The 25168-nt window shown below is 26.3% G+C and carries 18 protein-coding genes and 4 tRNA genes; 7 read left to right on the forward strand and 15 right to left on the reverse strand.

Annotated features, from left to right (window positions below; translation table 11 throughout):
* Positions 1 to 138 precede the first annotated feature (138 nt).
* The 13 genes from rpoC to murB form a co-directional block, all read right to left on the reverse strand.
* Complete coding sequence (rpoC, locus tag D9V74_RS00160; RefSeq protein ID WP_158362161.1) at positions 139 to 4362, reverse strand: DNA-directed RNA polymerase subunit beta'; 4224 nt, start codon at positions 4360 to 4362, stop codon at positions 139 to 141.
* Between the two features lie 80 nt (positions 4363 to 4442).
* Entirely contained in the window at positions 4443 to 8471 is a 4029-nt protein-coding gene (rpoB, locus tag D9V74_RS00165) for a DNA-directed RNA polymerase subunit beta (protein WP_158362163.1), read from the reverse strand.
* 196 nt (positions 8472 to 8667) lie between these two features.
* On the reverse strand, positions 8668 to 9036 hold the full coding sequence (gene rplL, locus D9V74_RS00170) for a 50S ribosomal protein L7/L12 (protein ID WP_158362165.1): 369 nt from the start codon (positions 9034 to 9036) through the stop codon (positions 8668 to 8670).
* A gap of 65 nt (positions 9037 to 9101) precedes the next feature.
* On the reverse strand, positions 9102 to 9599 hold the full coding sequence (gene rplJ / locus D9V74_RS00175) for a 50S ribosomal protein L10 (RefSeq protein ID WP_158362168.1): 498 nt from the start codon (positions 9597 to 9599) through the stop codon (positions 9102 to 9104).
* Positions 9600 to 9805: 206 nt separating this feature from the next.
* Positions 9806 to 10501 (reverse strand): 50S ribosomal protein L1, encoded by a 696-nt coding sequence (gene rplA, locus D9V74_RS00180; protein ID WP_158362170.1) that lies wholly within the window; start codon positions 10499 to 10501, stop codon positions 9806 to 9808.
* Positions 10501 to 10932, reverse strand: a complete 432-nt coding sequence (gene rplK, locus D9V74_RS00185; protein WP_158362172.1) for a 50S ribosomal protein L11 — start codon at positions 10930 to 10932, stop codon at positions 10501 to 10503. The genes rplA and rplK overlap by 1 nt, the downstream gene beginning before the upstream one ends.
* A 23-nt stretch (positions 10933 to 10955) precedes the next feature.
* A complete protein-coding gene (gene nusG, locus D9V74_RS00190; RefSeq protein WP_158362175.1) occupies positions 10956 to 11501 on the reverse strand; it encodes a transcription termination/antitermination protein NusG in 546 nt (181 codons plus the stop codon).
* A gap of 2 nt (positions 11502 to 11503) precedes the next feature.
* On the reverse strand, positions 11504 to 11887 hold the full coding sequence (secE, locus tag D9V74_RS00195) for a preprotein translocase subunit SecE (RefSeq protein WP_158362177.1): 384 nt from the start codon (positions 11885 to 11887) through the stop codon (positions 11504 to 11506).
* 231 nt (positions 11888 to 12118) lie between these two features.
* Positions 12119 to 12191 (reverse strand) — tRNA-Thr (locus tag D9V74_RS00200).
* Positions 12192 to 12232: 41 nt separating this feature from the next.
* A tRNA-Gly gene (locus D9V74_RS00205) sits at positions 12233 to 12304 on the reverse strand.
* Between the two features lie 23 nt (positions 12305 to 12327).
* Positions 12328 to 12409, reverse strand: a tRNA-Tyr gene (locus D9V74_RS00210).
* A 27-nt stretch (positions 12410 to 12436) separates the two neighbouring features.
* Positions 12437 to 12509, reverse strand: a tRNA-Thr gene (locus D9V74_RS00215).
* Between the two features lie 119 nt (positions 12510 to 12628).
* Positions 12629 to 13687, reverse strand: a complete 1059-nt coding sequence (murB, locus tag D9V74_RS00220) for a UDP-N-acetylmuramate dehydrogenase (RefSeq protein WP_158362179.1) — start codon at positions 13685 to 13687, stop codon at positions 12629 to 12631.
* A 98-nt stretch (positions 13688 to 13785) separates the two neighbouring features.
* Between murB and metF the strand changes: the two genes are divergently transcribed.
* The 7 genes from metF (at position 13786) to cysE (ending at position 21257) form a co-directional block, all read left to right on the forward strand.
* Entirely contained in the window at positions 13786 to 14688 is a 903-nt protein-coding gene (gene metF, locus D9V74_RS00225; protein WP_158362181.1) for a methylenetetrahydrofolate reductase, read from the forward strand.
* A gap of 1505 nt (positions 14689 to 16193) precedes the next feature.
* The gene (locus D9V74_RS02955; protein ID WP_187308545.1) at positions 16194 to 16337 is read left to right on the forward strand and encodes a hypothetical protein; all 144 of its coding nucleotides are present in this window, start codon (positions 16194 to 16196) and stop codon (positions 16335 to 16337) included.
* A gap of 225 nt (positions 16338 to 16562) precedes the next feature.
* Positions 16563 to 17789, forward strand: coding sequence for an argininosuccinate synthase (locus tag D9V74_RS00230; RefSeq protein ID WP_158362183.1), 1227 nt, complete (start codon positions 16563 to 16565; stop codon positions 17787 to 17789).
* Positions 17790 to 17858: 69 nt separating this feature from the next.
* Positions 17859 to 19244 (forward strand): argininosuccinate lyase, encoded by a 1386-nt coding sequence (gene argH / locus D9V74_RS00235; protein ID WP_158362185.1) that lies wholly within the window; start codon positions 17859 to 17861, stop codon positions 19242 to 19244.
* 116 nt (positions 19245 to 19360) lie between these two features.
* Entirely contained in the window at positions 19361 to 19789 is a 429-nt protein-coding gene (locus tag D9V74_RS00240) for a rhodanese-like domain-containing protein (protein ID WP_158362188.1), read from the forward strand.
* Positions 19790 to 19889: 100 nt separating this feature from the next.
* On the forward strand, positions 19890 to 20330 hold the full coding sequence (gene secB, locus D9V74_RS00245; RefSeq protein ID WP_158362190.1) for a protein-export chaperone SecB: 441 nt from the start codon (positions 19890 to 19892) through the stop codon (positions 20328 to 20330).
* A gap of 102 nt (positions 20331 to 20432) precedes the next feature.
* Positions 20433 to 21257 carry a serine O-acetyltransferase gene (gene cysE / locus D9V74_RS00250; protein WP_158362192.1) on the forward strand — a complete coding sequence of 275 codons (825 nt, stop codon included), beginning with the start codon at positions 20433 to 20435 and terminating at the stop codon, positions 21255 to 21257.
* A gap of 107 nt (positions 21258 to 21364) precedes the next feature.
* On the opposite strand, the gene rpoD is transcribed toward cysE, so the two are convergent.
* Complete coding sequence (gene rpoD, locus D9V74_RS00255) at positions 21365 to 23194, reverse strand: RNA polymerase sigma factor RpoD (RefSeq protein WP_158362194.1); 1830 nt, start codon at positions 23192 to 23194, stop codon at positions 21365 to 21367.
* Positions 23195 to 23367: 173 nt separating this feature from the next.
* The gene (gene dnaG / locus D9V74_RS00260; protein ID WP_158362196.1) at positions 23368 to 25101 is read right to left on the reverse strand and encodes a DNA primase; all 1734 of its coding nucleotides are present in this window, start codon (positions 25099 to 25101) and stop codon (positions 23368 to 23370) included.
* Positions 25102 to 25168 lie beyond the last annotated feature (67 nt).

A 25168-nucleotide genomic window follows, 5' to 3' on the forward strand; every position in this document is an offset into this window, starting at 1 on the left:
ATGATTAGTTTTTATATTACAGTTTATAATTTAATATTTTTTATTATAAAAATTATTATATTCTTGTTCTGGCTGCTTTTAAGAGCAGCCATAATATGCATATTAATAAAAATATTAAAAATAATAAAAATACTTTTTTTATTTTTCTATAAGAGTAGAATTTAATAATTCTGATAGACTGGCAGAAGCTTCTTCAGCACTAATTTGAGAACTACTAATAGTTGGATTATTATATTTTTTTTGTCGACGATTAGAACGTTCTTGATGATATGCATATCCTGTTCCTGCAGGAATTAAGCGTCCTACAATAACATTTTCTTTTAAACCTCTTAATTCGTCTTTTTTTCCTGCAACCGCAGACTCAGTTAATACTCTTGTTGTTTCTTGAAAGGAAGCGGCAGATATAAAGGATTCTGTTGCAAGTGACGCTTTAGTAATTCCCAATAAATCTCTTAAAAAAGTAGCTGGTATTTTCTTTTTCTTATTTAAAATACGATTAGCAATTTTTATACGAGAAAACTCAACTTGTTCACCCTCTAAAAAATCTGAATTACCTGATTTTAATATAGTAGCTTTACGTAACATTTGTCGGATAATTACTTCGATATGTTTATCATTAATTTTTACACCTTGAAGTCGATATACTTCTTGTACTTCATTAACAATATATCTAGTAACAGCTTGAACTCCTCTTAATCTCAAAATATCATGTGGGGATTCTGGTCCATCAGAAATTACATCACCTTTTTCAACTCTTTCTCCTTCAAAAACATTTAATTGTCTCCATTTTGGAATCATTTCTTCATAAGCATCATTACCATTAACTGGAGTAATAATTAAGCGTCTTTTTCCTTTTGTTTCTTTTCCAAAAGATATAATACCACTAATTTCTGCTAAAATTGCTGATTCTTTTGGACGTCTAGCTTCAAATAAATCTGCTACTCTTGGTAATCCACCTGTAATATCTTTAGTTCCTCCTGATTCTTGTGGTACTCTTGCTAATGTATCACCAGAACTAATTTTAACTCCATCTTCAAGTTGCACAATAGCTTTTCCCGGTAAAAAATATTGTGCAGGCATTTCTGTTCCTGAAATTAATACATCATTTCCATTAGAATCGATAATTTTTAATGCTGGTCTTAAATCTTTTCCAATAGACATTCTTTCAGCTGTATCGAGTATTACTATAGAAGATAAACCTGTTAATTCATCAGCTTGTCTTGTGATACTTTGACCATCTATCATATCTATAAAACGTACAAAACCATTAACTTCAGTAATTACTGGAATAGTATGTGGATCCCATTTTGCAATAGTTTCTCCAGAATACACTTTTTCCCTATTTCCTTTAGCCATAATAGCTCCATAAGGTACTTTATAGCTTTCTTGAGTGCGTCCAAAATTATCAATAATATTGAGTTCTACATTTCTGGAAGTGATAACTATTTTTCCACTAGAATTTTTTACAGATTTAGCATTATTGAGATTAATAATTCCTTGATTTCTAACTTGAATACTAGATTCTGCTGCTGCTCTTGACGCTGCTCCTCCAATATGAAAAGTTCTCATAGTTAACTGCGTTCCAGGTTCTCCTATGGATTGAGCAGCAATCACTCCAATTGCTTCACCTTTATTAACTAAATGTCCCCGAGCTAAATCACGACCATAACAATACGCACATACACCAAAGTTAGTATCACAATTTACAACTGATCTTACTTTAACATTATCTATAGAATTTTTTTCTAGAAGATTACACCATTGTTCATTTAATAATGTATTTCTTTTTATTAAGATATTTTTAGTATTAGGAAAATGTATATTTTCTGCAGTAACACGTCCTAATACTCTTTCACGTAAGGGTTCTTTTACATCTCCTCCTTCAATTAATGAAGTCATTAAAATACCTTCATATGTTTGACAATCATCTTGTGTAACAACTAAATCTTGTGCGACATCTACTAAACGACGTGTTAAATATCCAGAATTGGCAGTTTTTAAAGCAGTATCTGCTAATCCTTTACGTGCTCCATGAGTAGAAATAAAATACTGTAATACATTTAAACCTTCTCGAAAATTAGCTGTAATAGGTGTTTCAATAATCGAACCATCAGGTTTAGCCATTAAACCTCTCATTCCAGCTAATTGGCGAATTTGTGCAGCAGAGCCACGTGCTCCTGAATCTGCCATCATAAAGATACTATTAAAAGATGTTTGTTTTTGTTTTAAACCTATTTTATTTACAACAGATTCTGTAGATAAATTTTTCATCATTGCTTTTGCTACGCGTTCATTAGCTGCTGCCCAAATATCAATTACTTTATTATATCTTTCACCTGCTGTAACTAATCCTGATTGAAATTGTTCTTGTATTTCAGCAACTTCAATTTCTGCTTCATTAATAATATTTGCTTTTTTCCCAGGTATGACCATATCATCAATACCAACAGAAGATCCTGATCGTGCTGCATAAGCAAATCCAGTATACATAATTTGATCAGCAAAAAATACAGTGGGTTTCAGACCTAAAATGCGATAGCAAGTATTAAGCATTTTAGAAATATCTTTTTTACCTAAAGTATGATTAATAATACTAAAAGGAAGACCTTTAGGAATAATTATCCATAAAATTGCTCTTCCGATCGTAGTAGAAATTATTTTTTTTGTTTTCGTAAAACTATTATCTTCGTTTTTTTTATATTCTGTGATTCTCACCTTAACTGAAGCATGTAGTTCAGCAATTCCTAAATGATAGACTTTTTCTGCTTCATGAGAACTATTTAAAAACATTCCTTCACCTTTCCCATTGATTTTTTCACGAGTCATGTAATATAAACCTAATACAACATCTTGAGAAGGCACAATAATTGGTTCGCCATTTGCTGGAGATAGAATGTTATTAGTTGACATCATTAAAGCACGAGCTTCTAGTTGTGACTCTAAAGTAAGCGGAACATGTACAGCCATTTGATCACCATCAAAATCAGCATTATAAGCTGCACATACTAAAGGATGTAGTTGAATCGCTTTTCCTTCTATAAGAACTGGCTCAAATGCTTGTATACCTAATCTGTGTAAAGTTGGTGCTCGATTTAACAGTACTGGATGTTCACGAATCACTTCATCTAAAATATCCCATACTACTGATTCTTCTCTTTCTACCATTTTTTTTGCTGCTTTGATAGTAGTAGCCAAACTACGTACTTCTAATTTACCATATATAAATGGTTTAAATAATTCTAATGCCATTTTTTTAGGTAAACCACATTGATGTAAACGTAAATAAGGACCTACAGTAATTACTGAACGACCCGAATAATCTACACGTTTACCAAGAAGATTTTGTCGAAATCTTCCCTGTTTTCCTTTAATCATATCAGCTAGTGATTTCAGAGGTCTTTTATTTGATCCAGTAATAGCTCTTCCTCTTCTTCCATTATCTAATAAAGCATCTACCGCTTCTTGTAGCATTCTTTTTTCATTTCTTACGATAATATCAGGTGCAGCTAAATCTAATAAACGTTTTAGACGATTATTTCGATTAATTACTCGTCGATATAAATCATTTAAATCTGATGTTGCAAACCTTCCTCCATCTAATGGGACTAATGGTCTAAGATCAGGTGGTAATACTGGTAATACATTAAGAATCATCCATTCTGGTTTATTATGTGATTGAATAAAAGATTCTAATAATTTTATTCTTTTTGTTAATTTTTTTCTTTTTGTTTCAGAGTTAGTTTCATTTAATTCTAATCTTAATGTGTTACATTCTTGCACTAAATTTATATCTTTTAGTAAAAACTGAATTGCTTCTGCTCCCATAGTTGCATGAAATTCATCTCCAAATTCTTCTAGTGAATCTAGATATTGCTCTTCAGTGAGAATTTGACGTTTTTCAAGATTAGTCATTCCTGTTTCTATTACTACATAAGATTCAAAGTATAATACTCTTTCAATATCTCTTAGAGGCATATCTAATAATAAACCGATTCTTGATGGTAAGGATTTTAAAAACCAAATATGAGCTGTAGGTGATGAAAGTTCTATATGACCCATTCGTTCACGTCTTACTTTACTTTGTGTTACTTCGACACCACATTTTTCACAAATAACACCTCTATGTTTTAATCTTTTATATTTACCGCATAAACATTCATAATCTTTAACTGGACCAAAAATACGAGCACAAAAAAGTCCATCTCGCTCAGGTTTAAAAGTACGATAATTAATAGTTTCAGGTTTTTTGACTTCACCAAATGACCAAGATCGAATTACGTCTGGTGAAGCTAACGAAATTTTAATAGCATCAAAATCTTCGTTTTTAGTTTGAGATTTAAGAAATTTTAGTAAATCTTTCACATATTAGCTCTCGTTGGAGTAAAACTTTTTTTAAGATAGTAAATTTATAAAATATTTTTTTGTTATATTACTTTTAATAGTTATTCACTTTCTAATTCAATATTAATACCTAGAGATCGAATTTCTTTTAATAATACGTTAAAAGATTCTGGCATCCCAGGTTCCATTTGATGATTTCCATCTACAATATTTTTATACATTTTAGTTCTGCCATTTACATCGTCAGATTTTACCGTTAACATTTCTTGTAATGTATAAGAAGCTCCATATGCTTCTAAGGCCCAAACTTCCATTTCACCGAAACGTTGTCCACCAAATTGAGCTTTTCCACCTAGAGGTTGTTGAGTTACTAAACTATAAGAACCAGTAGATCGGGCATGCATTTTGTCATCTACTAAATGATTTAATTTCAACATATACATATAACCAACTGTTACAGGTCTCTCAAATTTTTCTCCTGTTCTTCCGTCAAAAAGTGTAATTTGTCCAGAAGTCGGTAAATCTGCAAATTCTAATAGTTTTTTAATTTCATTTTCTTGTGCTCCATCAAATACTGGAGTTGCAAGAGGAATTCCGTTTTTAAAATTATTTGCTAAACACAATATTTCTTCATTAGAAAATGTATCTAAATTTACTTTTTGCCGAAGATTATCTCCTAAATTAAAAGCTTTTTGTATAAATTTACGTAAATTAGATATACTTTCTTGATTTTTTAACATGTTATTTATTTTATCACCAATACCTTTTGCTGCCATACCTAAATGAGTTTCTAATATTTGTCCAATATTCATACGAGAAGGAACACCTAACGGATTTAAAACGATATCTACTGGAATACCATTTTCATCGTAAGGCATATCTTCAACAGGATTGATTTTAGAAATGACCCCTTTATTACCGTGTCTTCCTGCCATTTTATCTCCAGGTTGGATTTGACGTTTAACAGCTAAATATACTTTAACTATTTTTAAAACGCCTGGAGCAAGATCATCTCCTTGTGTGATTTTACGACGTTTTATTTCAATATTTTTTTCAAAAACTAATTTTAATTGATTATGTTGTTTTATTAGTCTTTCTATTTCTTTTTTTTGGTCTTTTTCTTTAATTTCGATAGATAACCATTGTTCAAATGGTATTTTATTTAGTGTATCAATATTAATGTTAAAAGATATAAGAGTTTTTTTAATATGATTAAATAAACTAGATTCAAATATTTTAAATTCTTCAGTAAGATCTTTTTTGATTTGTTTAAGTTGCATTTCTTCAATTTCTAAAGTTCTTTTATCTTTTTTTACACCATCTCTTGTAAATATTTGAACATCTATTACAGTACCAGATACTCCATTAGGAACTCGCAATGAAGAATCTTTTACATCTGATGCTTTTTCACCAAAAATAGCGCGTAATAATTTTTCTTCAGGTGTAAGTTGTGTTTCTCCTTTTGGAGTGACTTTTCCAACTAGTATATCTCCTCCAGTTACTTCGGCTCCAATATAAACAATACCAGATTCATCTAATTTTGATAATGCAGCTTCTCCTACATTAGGTATATCAGAACTAATTTCTTCTGCTCCTAATTTAGTATCTCGAGATATGCATGATAGTTCTTGAATATGAATAGTAGTAAAACGATCTTCTTCTACCACTCTTTCGGATACAAGAATTGAATCTTCAAAATTGTATCCATTCCATGGCATAAATGCTACACGCATATTTTGTCCTAAAGCAAGTTCTCCCAAATCAGTAGACGGTCCATCTGCTAAAACATCACCTTTTTTAATTTTTTCATTTAATTGAACACAGGGTTGTTGATTAATACAAGTATTTTGATTAGATCGAGTATATTTAGTTAAATTATAAATATCTATTCCAGCTTCTCCCGTATGCATTTCTTGTTCATTGACTTTAATAACTATACGAGAAGCATCTACATATTGAACGAAACCATTTCTTTTAGATACAATTGTTACACCTGAATCAACTGCTACTGCTCGTTCCATTCCAGTTCCAACTAAAGGTTTATCTGTTTTTAAAGTAGGAACTGCTTGACGTTGCATATTTGCACCCATTAATGCTCTATTAGCATCGTCATGTTCAAGAAAAGGAATTAAAGATGCACCGACAGATACAATTTGTTGAGTAGAAACATCCATGTAATCAATTTGATTAGGATGAAATAAACTAGATTCACCTTTATGTCTACATGTTACTAAATCGTCAATAAAATAACCATTTTTATCAATATTAGTATTTGCTTGTGCAATAATATATTTACCTTCTTCTATAGCTGATAAATAATTAATTTCTTCAGTAACTACACTATTTTTAACTTTACGATAAGGAGTTTCTAAAAATCCATATATATTTGTTCGAGCATAAACAGACAAAGAATTAATTAATCCAATATTTGGACCTTCTGGTGTCTCAATAGGACAAACACGTCCATAATGAGTAGGATGAACATCTCGGACTTCAAATCCTGCTCGTTCTCTAGTTAAACCACCTAATCCTAATGCTGAAATTCGTCTTTTATGCGTAATTTCAGATAAAGGATTATTTTGATCCATAAATTGAGACAATTGACTAGAACCAAAAAATTCTTTAATAGCAGCTGATATTGGTTTAGCATTTATTATATCTTGTGGCATTAAAGTATCTAAATCACCAATAGATAATCTTTCTTTAACAGCTCTTTCTACTCTTACGAGACCAATTCTAAATTGATTTTCTACCATTTCACCCACTGATCTAACACGTCTATTACCTAAATGATCAATATCATCTACTTCTCCTTTTCCATTGCGAATATCAACAATTTTCTTTATTACATCAACAATATCTTCTTTATTTAATGTTCCTGAACCTTCAATTTCTTGACGTAAAAGTGATCGATTAAATTTCATTCTTCCAACAGCAGAAAGATCATATCTATCTTCAGAAAAAAATAAATTTTCAAATAAATTTTCTGTAGCTTCTTTAGTAGGAGGTTCTCCAGGTCTCATGACTCGATAAATTTCTATTAAAGCAGTCATGCGATCATACGATGAATCTATACGTAATGTTTCTGATATATATGGACCATGATCTAAATCATTAGTAAATAGTGTTTCAATAGATTGACATCCAGATTTTTTTAATTTTTCTAATATTTCTAAAGATAATTCTGCATTAGCAGAAATAATTTTTTCACCTGTTTTTTCGTTTTTATAATCTTTAGATACGATACGTCCTAAAATATATTCAATAGGAACTATAATATTTTTTATATTATCATTTTTTAATTCTTGAATATGTCTAGCAGTAATACGACGTCCTTTTTTAACATAAATTTTTTCATTTTTTTTAATATCAAAAGATGCTGTTTCTCCTCTTAATCTTTCAGGAAATAATTCTAGTTCAATATTATTATCACTGATATTAAAAATATTTTTTTTAAAAAAGATATTTAATATTTCTTCTGTATTATAATTAAGTGCACGTAAAATAATACTTACTGGTAATTTTCTACGTCGATCAATTCTAACGAATAAATTATCTTTTGGATCAAATTCAAAATCTAACCATGAGCCCCGATAGGGAATAATTCGAGCATTATAGAGTACTTTTCCTGAAGAGTGTGTTTTTCCTTTATCACTATCAAAAAAAACTCCAGGACTACGATGCAATTGAGATACTACTACTCTTTCTGTACCATTTATTATAAAAGTTCCATTATTTGTCATTAATGGAATTTCGCCCATATAAACTTCTTGTTCTTTAATGTCTTTTACAGTTGCTTCTAACATTTCACGTTCATAAATAACAAGACGCAATTTTACTCTTAATGGAGCTGAATAAGTTGCTCCTCTTATTTGACATTCTTTTACATCAAATATATTTTCTCCTAAACGATAACTAACATATTGAAGTTCAGAATTACTGTTATAACCATGAATAGGAAATACAGAACGAAATGCTGCTTCTAAACCGTGTTGACCATCGAAATCTGGTTTAATAAATTTTTTAAAAGAATCTAATTGAATTGAAAGAAGATATGGTATATCTAAAACTTTAGGACGTTTGCCAAAATCTTTACGAATACGTTTTTTTTCAGTATAAGAGTAAACCATGGGATTCCTAATCTTGTTGACAGATAAGTTAAAACATTAATTTATCTTTGTGTCTGAAGGGGAGACAGTTTTAATGTTCTTTTTAAAGAATGTGAATTTTTTTAGCAAATTATTTGAACTTTTTGATCAAAAAGGCTGGTGAATTGAAAACACCAGCCATACTTATAATTTAATTAAACTATAACATTGAACATTTTTATTTAATTTCGATTTCGGCACCAACATCTTCTAATGTCTTTTTAAGTGATTCTGCGTCTTCTTTATTAAGATTTTCTTTTAAAATAATTGGAGCTGATTCAACTAAATCTTTTGCTTCTTTTAGTCCTAAACCAGTAGCACTACGTACAGTTTTAATAACTGAGACTTTATTTGGACCAATAGATTTCAAGAAAATATCAAATTCTGTTTTTTCTTCATTTTTATCATGTTCATTATGATTGTTACTATTCATCGGCATACTAGCAGAAACGCCAAACTTTTCTTCCATTGCTGTAATAAGATCTACAACATTCATAACTGACATTTTAGATATCGCTTCTAAAATTTGTTCTTTAGTAATAGACATGAAAATAATTCCTAATGACAAGAGGATGTATTTTAGATGTTGTTAATACATATAAAATAATAACCTTACGAGGTTTCTTTTTTCTGTTTTATAGCAGATAATGTATAAATAAGTTTGCCAGCAATTAATATCTTCATTGTTAATAGAAGTTTAATTATTGCTTCTTTATAAGTAGGCATCTCTGCAAGTTGATTAATTTCTAAATCAGAGAGTAATTTTCCTTCAAAAACTGCTCCTGTAATTTTAAATTGTTTATTTTTTTTTGAAAATTCTTTAAATAATCTCGCACAACTACCAGGATGTGTCATAGAATAACCAATAAAAGTAGAACCTTTGATTTTTTCTTGTAAACATTCAAAATTAGTATTTTTAATTGCCAAAGAAAGTAGAGTATTTTGAACAATACTCATTTTTACTCCGATTTTACGTCCAGATTTTCTTAATTGGTTGATTTTATTAACAGAAATATTTTGAGAATCTGCAATAATTACTGATAATGCTGTATTAGATATTTTATTAATTTTAGAAACAATTATTTTTTTTTGATCAAGATTTAATGCCATTTATTAGATTCTCCTTATTCATCTTTAGAGAAATAATTTTTTGCATTATTTTGTATAAAAAATTTTATATTTAAATAACGATATTTAGTTAGATTTAGTTAGATTATTTTATTCGGTAAATACAAATAAAAAATTTAGATAATAATTAAAAAAAAGGATATTATTATAATTAATTTTTTTTATAGCGTAAAGTAAAAATCATTTTGTTATATTGAGATAGTAGATTGATCAACGGTTAATCCAACACCCATAGTAGTTGATAATACTATTTTTTTTATATATATTCCTTTTGATTGAGGAGGTTTTGATTTATTAATAGATTCTAAGAATGTATGAAAATTTTCTTTTATATATTTTTCAATAAAATTAATTCTACCGATTGTAGCATGGATAATTCCATTTTTATCATTTCGATATTGGACCTGACCTGTTTTTGCATTTTTAATTGCTTGAGCTATATTTGTAGTAACAGTTCCTAATTTAGGATTAGGCATTAAACCTCTTGGTCCAAGTATTGAACCTAACTGTGTTACTATTTTAATAGCATCAGGAGACGCAATAACAGCATCAAAATTGACTCCTTCTTTTTTAATATTATCAGATAAATCTTCCATTCCTATAAATTCTGCACCTGCTTTTTTAGCAACTTCAACATTTTTTCCTTGTGTAAAAACAGCTACTCGAACAAAACGTCCAATACCATGTGGTAATATAGTCACGCCTCTTATATTTTGATCTGATTTTTTTGGATTAATACCTAAATTAATTGCAATGTCAAGACTTTCATTAAATTTTACTTTAGATGTTTTTTTTAATATATTGATAATATCATCAATATGATATAATTTATTGCAATTAATATTTTCTTTAATTTTTTTCATACGTTTAGTTATTTTTTTCATTATTGCTCCTCAATAATTAATCCCATAGATTTAGCAGTTCCTTTAATAGATCGCATCATGCTTTCGATATTAGCCCCGCTCATATCATTTTTTTTTATTTCTGCTATTTCTCTAATTTGTGATAGATTAATTTTTCCTACTTTTTCAGATTTATTTTTACTGGATCCTGTTTTAATGCCAGATAATTTTTTTAATAAAATAGAAGCAGGAGGAGTTTTAATAATAAATGTAAATGAACGATCAGAATATACTGTGATAATTACAGGTATTGGAAGTCCTTTTTCCATATTTTCTGTTTGTTTATTAAATAATTTGCAAAATTCCATAATATTTATACCTTTTTGTCCTAAAGCAGGTCCAATAGGGGGACTAGGATTAGCGGTACCAGCTGAAACTTGCAGTTTAATGTATGATTGTATTTTTTTTGCCATATTTTTCTCTTTTTAAAATTTTTTTAATGTTTTTCTACTTGTCTAAAATCAAGTTCTACAGGAGTAGATCTTCCAAAAATAGAAACAGATACTTTTAGTCTACTTTTTTCATAGTCCACTTCTTCTACTACACCATTAAAATCTGAAAATGGACCATCATTTACGCGAATCATTTCTCCTGGTTCAAATAAAGTTTTAGGTCTTGGTTTATCACCAATTTGACGCAGTCTATTAATAATAATTTCTACTTCTTTATCACTGATAGGAGACGGCTTATCCGATTTTCCTCCAATAAATCCTAAGACTTTAGGAATATTTCTAATTAAATGCCAAGTGGAATCTGTCATAATCATTTGAATTAACACATATCCTGGGAAGAACTTATATTCGCTTTTTCTGCGTTGTCCACCGCGAATTTCAACTACTTCTTGAGATGGAACCATCACATCTCCAAATAAATTATTCATATCGTTGAGTTTGACATGTTCTCTTATTGATTGTGCGACACGACTTTCAAATCCAGAAAAAGCTTGTAATACATACCACTTTTTATTTTTTTTTTTATACATATTTAGAACCTTATACTAATAATAAATGCTATGACATGGAATATTATACTATCTATAAACCATAATAGAAGAGATATTAGAACAGTTACAGAAATTATAATTAAAGTAGTATATAAAGTTTCTTTATATCCAGGCCATATTATTTTATTCATCTCTTGTTTTGACATAATTATAGATGATAGTATATATTTTCCTGTTTTTGTATATAGAAAAGTTCCTATTGCACAGAATATTAAAAAAGATATAATAAATATACGAATAAATAATTTTATGTCATAAAAATAGTATTTTATCAAAAACGATAAAATAAAAAAAAATAATATAGATAACCATCTTATTTTTTCTAATATTTTAGATTTATTTTGCTTATAGTTATTTTTATTCATACACACTCCTTAAAACTCTCAAAGAATAGTACAAAAAATATTTTAATATAGTAAATATTTATTTTTAAAGATTATATACTTAAAAAAATAAACTATTTTTTAAATAAAAATAGGTTGATTGATCATGAAGTAAATTGAGAATATTGCAAAATAAAGTATTAGGTGAGATTTATGATAAATGATTTGAAAATAATTTTTAATTAACTAAAACGATATCAAATAGTTTTATCATGCTGATACCCAGAATTGAACTGGGGACCTCACCCTTACCAAGGGTGTGCTCTACCTACTGAGCCATATCAGCAATTGTACTTTTTATTTCGTCTTATTGTATTGATTTATATTAGCGGATAGCGGGAATTGAACCCGCATCATCAGCTTGGAAGGCTGAGGTAATAGCCATTATACGATATCCGCATTTTTAATTTTTAATAATTTTATGGTGGGAGAAGGATTCGAACCTTCGAAGTCTATGACGGCAGATTTACAGTCTGCTCCCTTTAGCCACTCGGGAATCCCACCTAAAAAAATAATGTTTTATTATAATTTTGCCGGCTACCGGAATTGAACTGGTGACCTACTGATTACAAGTCAGTTGCTCTGCCTGCTGAGCTAAGCCGGCTTTTTTTTTAGATTTTAAAGTAGATTTAAAAGAATTATCTTTTTTAGTAAATTATATTATATAATTTTTCATTTTTATTGCAAGTTTTTTTATCTTAAATAGTTATGTTATATAAAATATTATGTTTTTAAATTGAAAAATTTTGATGAATATATTTTTCCGAAAGATCCGATAAAATCTATTTCTGGTTCTAAAGATATATGAAATTTTTTTAAAATACATGAATGTATAATTCTTGCTAATGTTATAATATCTTGAGAAGTAGCATTTTTTTTATTAATTAATATAAGTTTTTGTTTTTGATAAATACTCGCATCTCCAATTTGAATATTATGAAATTGATAATTTTCAATTAACCAACCAGCAGAAATTTTTACTAAACCATTTTTTTGAGGACAGTTCGGTATATTTTTGTATAAAGAGAGAAGTTGTTGTGATTTTTTTTTGGTAACAATAGGATTTTTAAAGAAACTACCAGCATTACCAGTTTTTTTGGGATCTGGTAATTTATTTTTGCGTATTTGACATATTATATTAAAAATTTGATATGCAGTTATGTTTTTTTTTTTAATATAATTATTTAGTGAAGAAAATATTATTGGTTTCCAATTTTTTGATATTTTTATTCCCACTTTAATTACAGCATACTTATGATTATATTTAGATTTAAAAATACTATTTCGATAAGAAAATTGACAAAATTTTTTCTGTATTTTGATGGTTTTATAGTTTTTTAAAGATAATATTTCAACATATTCACAGATATCTTTAAATTCTAAACCGTATGCGCCAATATTTTGAATAGCTGCAGATCCTATACGACCAGGAATTAATGCTAAATTTTCTAATCCAAAAATACCTAAATTTAAAGTTAATTTTACTAAATTATGCCATTTTTCTCCTGAAAAAACATGAATTAACCAAGAGTTTTTTTGTTCTGTTATTTGAATTCCTTTAATACGATTAAAAATCACGACTCCTATATAATTTTTTAAAAATAATATGTTACTTGCTTCTCCTAAAATTATATAAGGAATATTATATAATTTACATTTTTTTGATATTTTTATTAGATTATTAATTGTTTTTACGAAAACGATTTGTTTTGCTTTAACATCTATTGCAAAAGTATTGAGATTTTTTAATGATTGATTATAAAAACATTTTTTTTTGTACATAGTATACTAGAATAGTAATATATTAAATAAATATAGATATCTTTTACTTATTTTCATTAATATTAAATAATTATTATAAAAATCTATGGAGTGTAAAAATGAATGAATTTTTTCAATATCATCAGGACATAATAAAACAAAAAATTAAAAATATAAACAATAGTATACATTGTTCTTTTGAATTTTTTCCGCCTAAAAATACTTCTTTAGAAACAAAGTTATGGTTGACTATTGATAAACTTTCTATATTAAAACCAAAATTTTTTTCTGTTACTTATGGAGCAAATAGTGGTGAACGTAAAAAAACATATGATATTGTAAAACAAATAAATAAAAAAACAGGAATTATTACAGCAGCTCATTTAACATGTATTAATTCTACACCTAGTAAATTAAAAGAAATAGCAAAACATTATTGGAATAATGGAATTAAAAACATTATCGCACTTAGAGGGGATACAAAAGAAAAAAATTATAAACATACTATGTATGCTGTAGATTTAGTTAGATTATTAAAAAGAATAGCTAATTTTGATATTTCTGTAGCTGCTTATCCTGAATTACATCCAGAGTCAAAGAATATTAAATTAGATATGATAAATTTAAAAAAGAAAATTGATGCAGGTGCAAATAGAGCTATTACTCAATTTTTTTTTAATGTAGATCATTATTTATATTTTCGTGAAAATTGTATTAAATATGGAATTACAGCAGAAATTATTCCTGGTATTTTGCCAATTAGTGATTTTAAACAGTTAAAACGTTTTTTAAGTATGACTAATGTTCAAATACCTAAATGGATGTTTGAAATATTTTCTGGTTTAGATGATAACGATCGATTTACACAAAAAGTTATAGGTTGTACTATAGCAATAGATATGATACAGAAATTGTCTTCTGAAGGAGTAAAAAATTTTCATTTTTATACTTTAAATCAATCAGATATAAGTTATTCTGTCTGTCATATTCTTGGTTTATCATGTGGTTTGTCATGTTTTTAATAAACAAATTTTTATGATTTTTTCTATAAACATTTATCTAAAATATAATTATTTCATATATATATGAACATATTCAAATAAATCATTTTGTTGTGAAAATTTATATTTTTTTAGAAACAAGATTTATATAAATTATACATTATATTAATTTAAAAAAGATAAGTATATTCTACATACGATTATACTAGATTTGATAGTTATGGATTTTTAAAATCTTTAGATTGAGGTGTATTTATTTTTTTTTTTTTAATAATAAGAATATCATATTATTTTTGTTAAATAAGATAATTTTATAAAAAAATCAGGATTATCTTAATAGTATTTAAAATTTTATTCAAAAACTACATTTTAAAATAGTGAGTAGATGTTTGGTTGAGCATGAGTAAATTTTATCAGGTTTTATAAGATTGAATATGAAAAATATTAATTTTCTAAAATTATAAAGAAAAATAATTTTTTTAAAAAATTTATAAATAATTTAAAAAATAATAGATTTTAAATGCATAATTTAAACTAAAAAATTGTATTTTCATTTTATTCATTAATATAAAATTTGATACCAAGAAATATTCAAAAATATTATATAGAAATTTATAAAGAAAAACGAATAAAAAAATTAATTATGAATAGTATTTAATTACTAATTTAATTAATATTAAATAATAGTATTTAATACTAATAGTGTTCTACAAAACATGTTTTTAAATCTTATTTATTATTCTGCTTTTGAAAGAATAAAATATTTAGCAAGTTTAATTATTTTGAGTGTATAATTTAGATTTTTTTTTTGTGTTATAATTATTATTCATAGGTAGTTATTATTAGTTATTATTATTATAAAGCTAATAAAAGCTTATTAATAAAAGATAATATTATATAAAGGATAATATAATATAAAATTTATGAAAAATACTGTTGTTATGGATTAAAATTATTAATTAAAAATATTTCTACTTAATACTATGATATTTATTTTATATTATTTGAATACAAAACGTCATTTATAGTGAGGTATTGTATGACAAATATTTTAATTAAATTAGATAAGTTTCTGTTAGTAAACAAGTATAATATTCTTTTTTAAATAAAGCATCATTTAATTGTAAAAAATATTAAAAAATTATATATAAATGATTGATAAAAAAAATTATTTAGTAATCTTAAAATTTAACGCGCTACTGATACAAAAAAATATTTTCTACATTGTAATAATTATAAATGTATATCTAATATTGTTATAGTACTGTTAACAAAAATCTACTTACTATTGCTAATAAAATATAATATTAATACTAAATATTATCTTATTAAATATTAGTGAGAGTATATCTATCATATGCAATTGTGTCAAAATCTAAGATTAGATAAACATTCAAGTTTTTTTAGATCACTGAAGATGAAGAGATCGCATATTATTTAACATCCTATATTATTCAAGATCCTGTATAAAAAAAGATGTTTTTCTGATCATTCGTTCTATACGAATTATTCAAGATATTGTATTAATGCATATCCGTTTTCATTTCTTAGAATTAGAAATAGATTTAGTTACTACTTTAAAAAAAAACTTAATTTTTTTACCTAATAGACAGAAAATAGATAGAAAAATAAAAGAGTTACAGATAGATATTAATACAGATATTAAATAGTATTCAAGAAATAATCAATTGAATCAGATACTATTACAGATAGTATAATCAGTAGTATAATTATTCAAGTTAATGTAGTTTTACAAGATATTCAGATTTTAAATTCTTCCTTAGATAGATACAGTAAGTTAAAGACATTCCAATATTAAAATGATTATTTAATACTATCATCAACAATTCGATTTAAGTGTTTCTGTCGACTTATCATAAAAAATGAGTATAAATATGATGCAAAAAATAAATAAAAAAGTTGTTTTAGCATATTCTGGAGGTTTAGATACTTCAGCAATTATCCCTTGGCTTAAAGAAAATTATAATTTTGAAGTAATTGCTTTTGTAGCTGATATAGGACAATCTAAAAAAGATTTAGATGGAATTAATAAAAAAGCAATAGATTCAGGTGCATCTAGTTGTTATATTGTTGATTTAAAAGAAGAATTTATAGAAGATTATGTTTATCCTATTTTAAAAACTGGTGCTTTATATGAAGGCAATTATTTATTGGGAACAGCATTAGCTCGACCTATTATTGCAAAAAAACAAGTTGAATTAGCATTAAATATTAAAGCAGATTCATTATGTCATGGCGCTACTGGAAAAGGAAATGATCAAGTTCGTTTTGAAATAGCTTATTCAGCTCTTGCTCCACATTTGAATATTATTGCTCCGTGGAGAAAATGGAATCTTAATTCTAGAGAAGAATTATTACAATATTTATATAAAAAAAATATTCCAACTACTGCAACAGTAGAAAAAATTTATAGTAAAGATGAAAATGCTTGGCATATTTCCACAGAAGGAGGATTACTTGAAAATCCTTGGAATATATCTAATAAAGATTGTTGGAGTTGGACATGCGATCCTGAAGAGGCGCCAAATCAAGCTGAATATGTTTCATTATTATTAAAGTCTGGTTGTGTAGTATCAGTGAATAATATTAATTTAAAACCTTTACAATGTGTTCATGTTCTAAATCAATTAGGTTCTAAACATGGTATTGGTAGAATCGATATTGTTGAAAATAGATTAGTTGGCATGAAATCTAGAGGCTGTTATGAAACACCAGGAGGAACAATTATGATGACAGCTATAAAAGCGATTGAACAATTAGTATTAGATCGTGAAAGTTTTCAATGGAGAGAAAAAATTGCTCTAGAAATGTCTTCTGTAGTTTATGATGGACGTTGGTTTTCTCCAATACGTAAATCTTTACAAGCGGCAGCTGACTCATTGGCAGAAAAAATAACAGGAGAAGTTATATTAAAATTATATAAAGGTAATGTAATAGCTGTACAAAAAAAATCTCCTAATTCATTATATTCTGAAGAATATGCTACATTTGGAAAAGATCAAGTATATAAACAATCTGATGCAGATGGTTTTATTCGTCTTTTTTCTCTATCTTCAAGAATACGTGCACAAAATGAATTAAAATCATTTATAAAAAAATAAATTTTTTGTTAAAAAATTTTTATTAAATATTATATGCTATTTTATTTTTAATTTTTATAGAGACAATATATGGCACTATGGGGTGGACGATTCATTAATGAATCTGATGAATTATTTAAAAAATTTAATACTTCTTTAGCATTTGATTATATTTTAGTAAAAGAAGATATAACAGCTTCTATATCTTGGTCTAAAACTTTAATGAAGAGTAATATTATTACTAAAAAAGAGCAAATTAAAATTGAGCAAGCACTTTTTGAGTTATTAGAAGAGATTAAAACAAAAGATAAAAAAAACAATATTCTCTTCAGTAATTGTGAAGATATCCATAGTTGGACAGAAGAAAAACTAATTGATAAGATTGGAGAATTAGGTAAAAAATTGCATACTGGTCGTAGTCGAAATGATCAAATTACTACTGATTTAAAGTTGTGGTGTAGAAAAAAAATTTATATTTTGTTAGATAATTTAATAGAATTACAAAAAAGTTTTATTTGTCTTTCTGAAACTAATGAATCTGTTATTATGCCAGGATATACACATTTACAAAGAGCTCAGCCTATTACTTTTTCTTATTGGTGTTTAGCTTATATAGAAATGTTCAGACGAGATGTTAGTCGCTTAAAAGATGCTCTTAAACGATTAAATATAAGTCCTCTCGGTTCTGGTGCTCTTGCTGGAACTGCATGGGCGATAGATCGTGAAGAATTAGCTTTATCTATGGGATTTAATAGATCAACAAATAATGCATTAGATAGTGTATCTGATCGTGACTATGTAGTAGAACTATTGTCCTCTGCTTCTATTAGCATGATGCATTTATCTAGGTTTTCTGAAGATGTCATTTTTTTTAATTCAGGTGAAGCTAGTTTTATTGAATTATCTGATTCAATTACATCTGGTTCATCTTTAATGCCTCAAAAAAAAAATCCAGATGCATTAGAATTGATACGTTCTAAATGTGGCCGTGTTTATGGTTCTTTAATTTCTATTTTAGTTGTATTAAAATCTTTACCATTATCTTATAATAAAGATATGCAAGAAGATAAAGAAGGTCTATTTGATACAATTAAAACATGGAATGATTGTTTATGTATGGCAACATTAGTTTTAAAAAATATTAAAATAAATAGTGATATATGTCGTCGAGCTGCAGAAGAAGGATATTCTAATGCAACAGAAATTGCAGATTATTTAGTAAAAAAAGGATTAACTTTTCGTGAAGCTCATAAAATATCTGGTCAAATAGTACTACATGCAATTCATCAAAAAAAACCTTTACATTCGTTAAAATTATCTACATTTCATATTTATAGTACTCTTATTGACAATGATATATATAAACATATTACTTTAGAATCTTGTCTTAAAAAAAGAATATCAAAAGGTGGTGTAGCACCACATCAAGTTCATGAAGAAATAAGAAAAGCAAAAAAAAGATTAAATATTTTTTAATATATTTTTATTTCTATTAAAATACTATTTTATTTATATTAATTAACTAGCATTTAAATTTTTTAAATGCTCAGTTAATAAATTGATCAAACATAAAATATTAGGAAATATAATTTATGAAAGATTTATTTTTTTTTGCTAGTGAACATATTATATTAATAAGTATATGGTTTTTTTGTTTAATGATATTAATTTTTTTTTCTATTAAAAATATGTTTTTAACATCTAATATCATTAATAATATTCAAGCAATAAAATTAATTAATCAAGATAAAGCAATTATTATTGACACACGTACTGCTGAAATTTTTCAAACAGGACATATTCTTAATTCTATTAATATTCCATTAGAAAATATTTTTTTAGATGATATTAATGAAATACGAAAATATAAAATGTTTTCTATAATTCTTATTTTAAAAAATACATACGAATATAATCAGTGTATTAAAATATTTTTAAAAAATGGATTTAAGAATGTTTATATTTTAAAAAATGGTTTAGATGATTGGAATTTAAATCATCTACCATTAGTTGTTAAATAATTTTTAAAGAGATTCATAATAAGTAATTATTATACTAAATTTTTTTTAAAAATAAAAATAAATATTATTTCTTATAAATTAATTTTTTTTTGGATATATTATGTCAGATGAAAAAAGTAAAAAAGAATTTTTTGCAATTCAACGTATTTATATAAAAGATGCTTCTTTTGAAGCTCCTAATACACCACATATTTTTCATTTAAAATGGAAACCAAATGTTAATTTTAATATAGATCATAGTGTACAAGAAATAGAAAAAGACATTTTTGAAATAGTTTTAAAAATAAAAATAATAGTAAAAATTAAAGAGACATTAGTATTTTTATGTGATTTAGATCAAGCTGGTATTTTTTTAATTACGAACATATGTGAAAAAAAATTAAAGCATTGTTTGCATTCTTATTGTCCAAATATTTTATTTCCTTATGCTCGTACATGTATTTCAAATTTAATATCACATGGTAGTTTTCCTCAAATGCATCTAGCACCTATTAATTTTGATGCTTTATATGATAATTATATGAAATCAAAAAAAATATAAATAATAATTATTAATTAATTATATATAGTCATACATATTTTATAAATAATATAAAAATATTTTTAAAATTTTTTATAATATGAATTACATAAGGCGAAAATAATGTATCTTGAAAAGATATCCAAAATATGGAAAATAATACTTTATAAAACTGATTTATTAATAAAAAAAGAACCAATATTATCAGATTTTTTTAAAAAAACTATACTACAACATAATAGTTTGTGTAATGCTTTAAGTTATATATTATCTAATAAATTATCTACATCTATTTTTCCTACAGAAAAGATGTTCAACATGTTTAAAAATATATATTTAAATAATCATGTTCTTTTAAAATGTATAGTACGAGATATTGAAGCTATTATAGACAGAGATCCAGCAGTAAATGATTATTTAACTCCTTTTCTTTATTTTAAAGGTTTTCATGCTTTAGAAACTTATAGAATTAGTCATTATCTTTGGAATGTAGACAAAAAATCATTATCTCAATATTTACAAAGTAGAATATCTTCTGAATTTTCAGTGGATATTCATCCAGCTTCTCGGATTGGGTCTGGTGTAATTCTGGATCATGCTAATGGGATTGTTATTGGTGAAGGTGTACATATAGAAGATGATGTTTCAATTTTTCATTCAGTTACTTTAGGTGGTACGGGTAAAAATTTAGGAAAAAATAGACACCCTACTATTCGAAAAGGAGTTATTATTGGTACAGGAGCAAAAGTTTTAGGTAATATTGAGATCGGTTTAAAAGCAAAAATAGGTGCTGGTGCAATAGTTTTAAAAAATGTTCCTGCATATGTTACAGTTGTTGGCAAAGAGGCTAAAATTATTAATCATTTAGATAATAAAACACATTATTCTGAAGAAAAAAGAAGTAATATATCTTATTTGAATAGTTTTCAAAATGGCGATGGAATTTAGTTATTTTTTTTATATAAAATAAAAACTTCTGTTTTATTTAACAATACTTTTATAGAAATACTAATATTAGTACAGAAGTTTTATTTTATTCTTGATTTTTTTAATATTTACTCATCTAAAAAACTACGTAATACCTCTGATCTGCTTGGATGACGTAGTTTTCTTAAAGCCTTAGCTTCTATTTGTCGTATTCTTTCTCTAGTCACATCAAATTGTTTTCCGACTTCTTCTAACGTATGATCAGTATTCATATCAATTCCAAAACGCATACGTAGTACCTTAGCTTCACGAGCTGTTAAACCTGATAAAACATCATGTGTTGCTGATCGTAAACTTTCAGATGTAGCGGAATCTAATGGTAATTCTAAAGTAGTATCTTCTATAAAATCACCTAAATGTGAATCTTCATCATCACCAATTGGTGTTTCCATAGAGATAGGTTCTTTCGCTATTTTTAATACCTTTCTAATTTTATCTTCAGGAATAAGCATTTTTTCAGATAATTCTTCTGGAGTTGGTTCTCGACCTGTTTCTTGCAAAATTTGTCTAGAAATTCGATTAAGTTTGTTGATTGTTTCAATCATGTGTACAGGAATACGAATTGTACGAGCTTGATCTGCAATAGATCGAGTAATAGCTTGACGAATCCACCAAGTAGCATAAGTAGAAAATTTATAACCTCGGCGATATTCAAATTTATCTACAGCTTTCATTAAACCAATATTCCCTTCTTGTATTAAGTCTAAAAATTGTAAACCTCTATTTGTGTATTTTTTTGCAATAGAGATAACTAATCGTAAATTAGCTTCGACCATTTCTTTTTTTGCTCTTTTAGCTTTTAGTTCTCCAATAGACATTCTTTTATTAATATCTTTAACTTGTTCAATTGTTAAACCAGTTTCTTTTTCTATTTCAATGAGTTTTTTTACGCTGATAAACACATCTTCTTGAACCTTTTTTAAATTTTCAGACCATGGTTGATTTTTCTTTTGTTCTTTTATAAACCATGTATGATCGATTTTTTTAATTGGAAAAATTTGAATGAATTTTTTTTTTGGCATTTTACAAATTTCAACACATAATTTTATAATAATTCTTTCTTGTTTTCTGACTCTTTCCATCATATTGCGCATGCTATTAACTAAATGATCGAATTGTTTTGGAACTAGCCGAAATTGTTTAAAAATTTCTGATAAGTTATAAATTTCTAGTAATGAATCTTTATGTGTTCTATTTTTATTTTTAATTGTTTGATTAGTATTATTATATTGTCTGCGTAATGCAGAAAATTTTTCATTTGCTAGTTCTGGATCAATAGAATGATCATCTTCGTGATCTTCTTGATCTGATTCATTATTTTGTTCTTCTTCTAATAACTCTGAATTCATATTATGAAGAGTTGTAGGAGAAAAAATTTCTTCTGCATTTGGATCAACAAAACCTGTTATTATATCTGATAGTCGTATTTGACCAGTTTGAACACGATCATATTGATCTAAAAGATATGTAATTGCTTCTGGATATTCTGATACTGAGCATTGAACTTGATTAATACCTTCTTCAATACGTTTAGCGATATCAATTTCACCTTCTCTTGTGAGCAACTCAACAGTTCCCATCTCTCTCATATACATTCGTACTGGATCTGTAGTACGTCCTAATTCTGATTCGACACTAGATAATACTTGTGTTGCGGCTTCAACTGCATCTTCATCCGTATCTGTATTAATTTCATTTAAGATTAGATCATCAGCGTCAGGTGCTTCTTCAACTACTGGGATGCCCATGTCATTAATCATTTGAATAATATCATTGATTTGTTCAGAATCAATAATGTCTTCTGGTAAATGATCGTTAACTTCAGAATAGGTTAAATATCCTTGCTCTTTGCCGTGTGTGACAAGTAGTTTAAGTTGCGACTGTGGGTTTTGATCCATAATACGGTATCCAGATTGTATTAATTTGATGAATGTTAATTGACTATCATGTCAATAATGAATACTAAAATTATCTTAAAATTTTAAAGAGATCAATAAATACTTAATATCTAAATATCTATCTATATAATTAAAAAGTTTAGTTGATGTTATATTTTTATAAAATTTAAATATTATTTTTTAGATAATGCCTGATTAATAGACCAAATTTCTTTTTTTTCATTAATTGTTAATCCTTTTATTCTTTCTTGAGTAATAAGATATTCTTGTCTTTTTTCTAAAACTTTATCATATATATTCATTAATAAATCTAAAAACATATTTTGAATTTCTTCCTGAATAATCATATGGTCCCATGTAGATAAGATTTTTAAAATATTAATAATTTTTTTATTTCTATATAATTCTAATAATTGACCTGTATTTATATTAGGATGTTCAAGACATGTTTTTAATATTTCAAGAAAAATAGGAAGCCCTTTTAATTTTAAATTTTGAAATTTTATTATTGAAGGTACTATTTTAGATAAATTTGGATTTTGTACAAGTAAACCTATTAGTATACGCATTGGAGTTCGTTTAATTTGAAAATATGATCGATTTTGTTTTTGCATCTCTTTTTCATATAAAAATTTTTTAAATTGATTATCATCTAAAATTCCTATCATTCTTGCTAATATTTGACGTAAATAAATACGAATTGTATCACTAGAAATAGTATTAATTAAAGGTAAAGCATAAGTGCTTAAATAAAATTTATCATCATTAGATGATAAATTAATGTTTTTTAATATATTTTTAAAAAAAAATTGTGACATAGTTATTGCATGATTAATTCGGATTTGAAATTTTTCGCTACCTTCTTTTCTAATAATACTATCAGGATCTTCATTATTTGGTAATAAAATAAATTTTAATGTTTTTTTTTCTGATATATACGGTAAAGCTTTTTTTAAAGTTTGCCAGGCTGCATTTTTTCCGGCTTGGTCACCGTCATAACAGTATATAATTATATCTGTATTTTGAAAGAGCAGTTGAATATGTTCACTAGTTGTTGCAGTACCTAATGAAGACACGACATAATTGATATTATATTGTGTTAACGTAATAACATCAATAAATCCTTCGACAACTAATAAGTATCTAGGTTTAGAAAATTTTTTTTTAACTTGATATAATCCATAAATTTCTTTTCTTTTATGAAAAATATATGTTTCAGGTGAATTGAGGTATTTTGGTGGAATATTATTTAATGTACGACCGCCAAAACCTATAATTCTACCATGATGATCTTGAATAGGAAATATTATACGTCCTTGTAATCTATCATATTTATATCCTTTTTTATTAATAGCGATTATATTATGTATCAGTAATTCTTCTTCAAATTTTTTGGTAATATTAAGTTTTTTATGAAAATCGTTCCAATATACACTAGAAACTCCAATTAAAAAATCATCAATCATTTTTTGATTAATACCTCTATCAGACAAATATTTTTTTGCTGAATTAGTAAAGAGAATATTTTTTTGATATAATTTACACATTTTATTCATTAATAAATATAATTTTTGTTTTTGAAAATATAAATTATTTTGAGTTGTATGTTCAAATGGAATTTTGACACCATGTATAAAAGAAAGTTCTTCAATGCTTTCTAGAAAACTTAACTGTTCATATTGCATTAAAAAATCAATAGCATTTCCATGTGCATGACATCCAAAACAGTAGTAAAATTGTTTTTCATTACTAACAGTAAATGATGGATTTCGATCGTCATGAAAAGGGCAATTTGTTTTATAATTTTGTCCATATTTTTTTAATATTACGCGTCTATTAATTAATTCTACAATATTTGTTCGAAATAGAAGGTCAGTAATGAAATGTTTTGGTATTTTTCCAGACATAATATATTTTATGATTAAATTAATTTCCGTTCTTAAAAAAGAACGGTGTTAGTTATGAGTTTTTGAA

This window comes from Buchnera aphidicola (Macrosiphoniella sanborni) (genome assembly GCF_005080885.1).
Lineage (GTDB): Bacteria > Pseudomonadota > Gammaproteobacteria > Enterobacterales > Enterobacteriaceae > Buchnera > Buchnera aphidicola_AU.

What these genes read in the sequence shown, in the direction of transcription:
- rpoB (WP_158362163.1), bottom strand. Translation starts at nt 8,471, where the DNA reads ATGGTTTACTCTTATACTGAAAAAAAACGTATTCGTAAAGATTTTGGC.
- rplL (WP_158362165.1), bottom strand. Translation starts at nt 9,036, where the DNA reads ATGTCTATTACTAAAGAACAAATTTTAGAAGCGATATCTAAAATGTCA.
- rplJ (WP_158362168.1), bottom strand. Translation starts at nt 9,599, where the DNA reads ATGGCATTAAATCTTGATCAAAAAAAAATAATTGTTTCTAAAATTAAT.
- rplA (WP_158362170.1), bottom strand. Translation starts at nt 10,501, where the DNA reads ATGAAAAAAATAACTAAACGTATGAAAAAAATTAAAGAAAATATTAAT.
- rplK (WP_158362172.1), bottom strand. Translation starts at nt 10,932, where the DNA reads ATGGCAAAAAAAATACAATCATACATTAAACTGCAAGTTTCAGCTGGT.
- nusG (WP_158362175.1), bottom strand. Translation starts at nt 11,501, where the DNA reads ATGTATAAAAAAAAAAATAAAAAGTGGTATGTATTACAAGCTTTTTCT.
- secE (WP_158362177.1), bottom strand. Translation starts at nt 11,887, where the DNA reads ATGAATAAAAATAACTATAAGCAAAATAAATCTAAAATATTAGAAAAA.
- murB (WP_158362179.1), bottom strand. Translation starts at nt 13,687, where the DNA reads ATGTACAAAAAAAAATGTTTTTATAATCAATCATTAAAAAATCTCAAT.
- metF (WP_158362181.1), top strand. Translation starts at nt 13,786, where the DNA reads ATGAATGAATTTTTTCAATATCATCAGGACATAATAAAACAAAAAATT.
- D9V74_RS02955 (WP_187308545.1), top strand. Translation starts at nt 16,194, where the DNA reads ATGCATATCCGTTTTCATTTCTTAGAATTAGAAATAGATTTAGTTACT.
- D9V74_RS00230 (WP_158362183.1), top strand. Translation starts at nt 16,563, where the DNA reads ATGATGCAAAAAATAAATAAAAAAGTTGTTTTAGCATATTCTGGAGGT.
- argH (WP_158362185.1), top strand. Translation starts at nt 17,859, where the DNA reads ATGGCACTATGGGGTGGACGATTCATTAATGAATCTGATGAATTATTT.
- D9V74_RS00240 (WP_158362188.1), top strand. Translation starts at nt 19,361, where the DNA reads ATGAAAGATTTATTTTTTTTTGCTAGTGAACATATTATATTAATAAGT.
- secB (WP_158362190.1), top strand. Translation starts at nt 19,890, where the DNA reads ATGTCAGATGAAAAAAGTAAAAAAGAATTTTTTGCAATTCAACGTATT.
- cysE (WP_158362192.1), top strand. Translation starts at nt 20,433, where the DNA reads ATGTATCTTGAAAAGATATCCAAAATATGGAAAATAATACTTTATAAA.
- rpoD (WP_158362194.1), bottom strand. Translation starts at nt 23,194, where the DNA reads ATGGATCAAAACCCACAGTCGCAACTTAAACTACTTGTCACACACGGC.
- dnaG (WP_158362196.1), bottom strand. Translation starts at nt 25,101, where the DNA reads ATGTCTGGAAAAATACCAAAACATTTCATTACTGACCTTCTATTTCGA.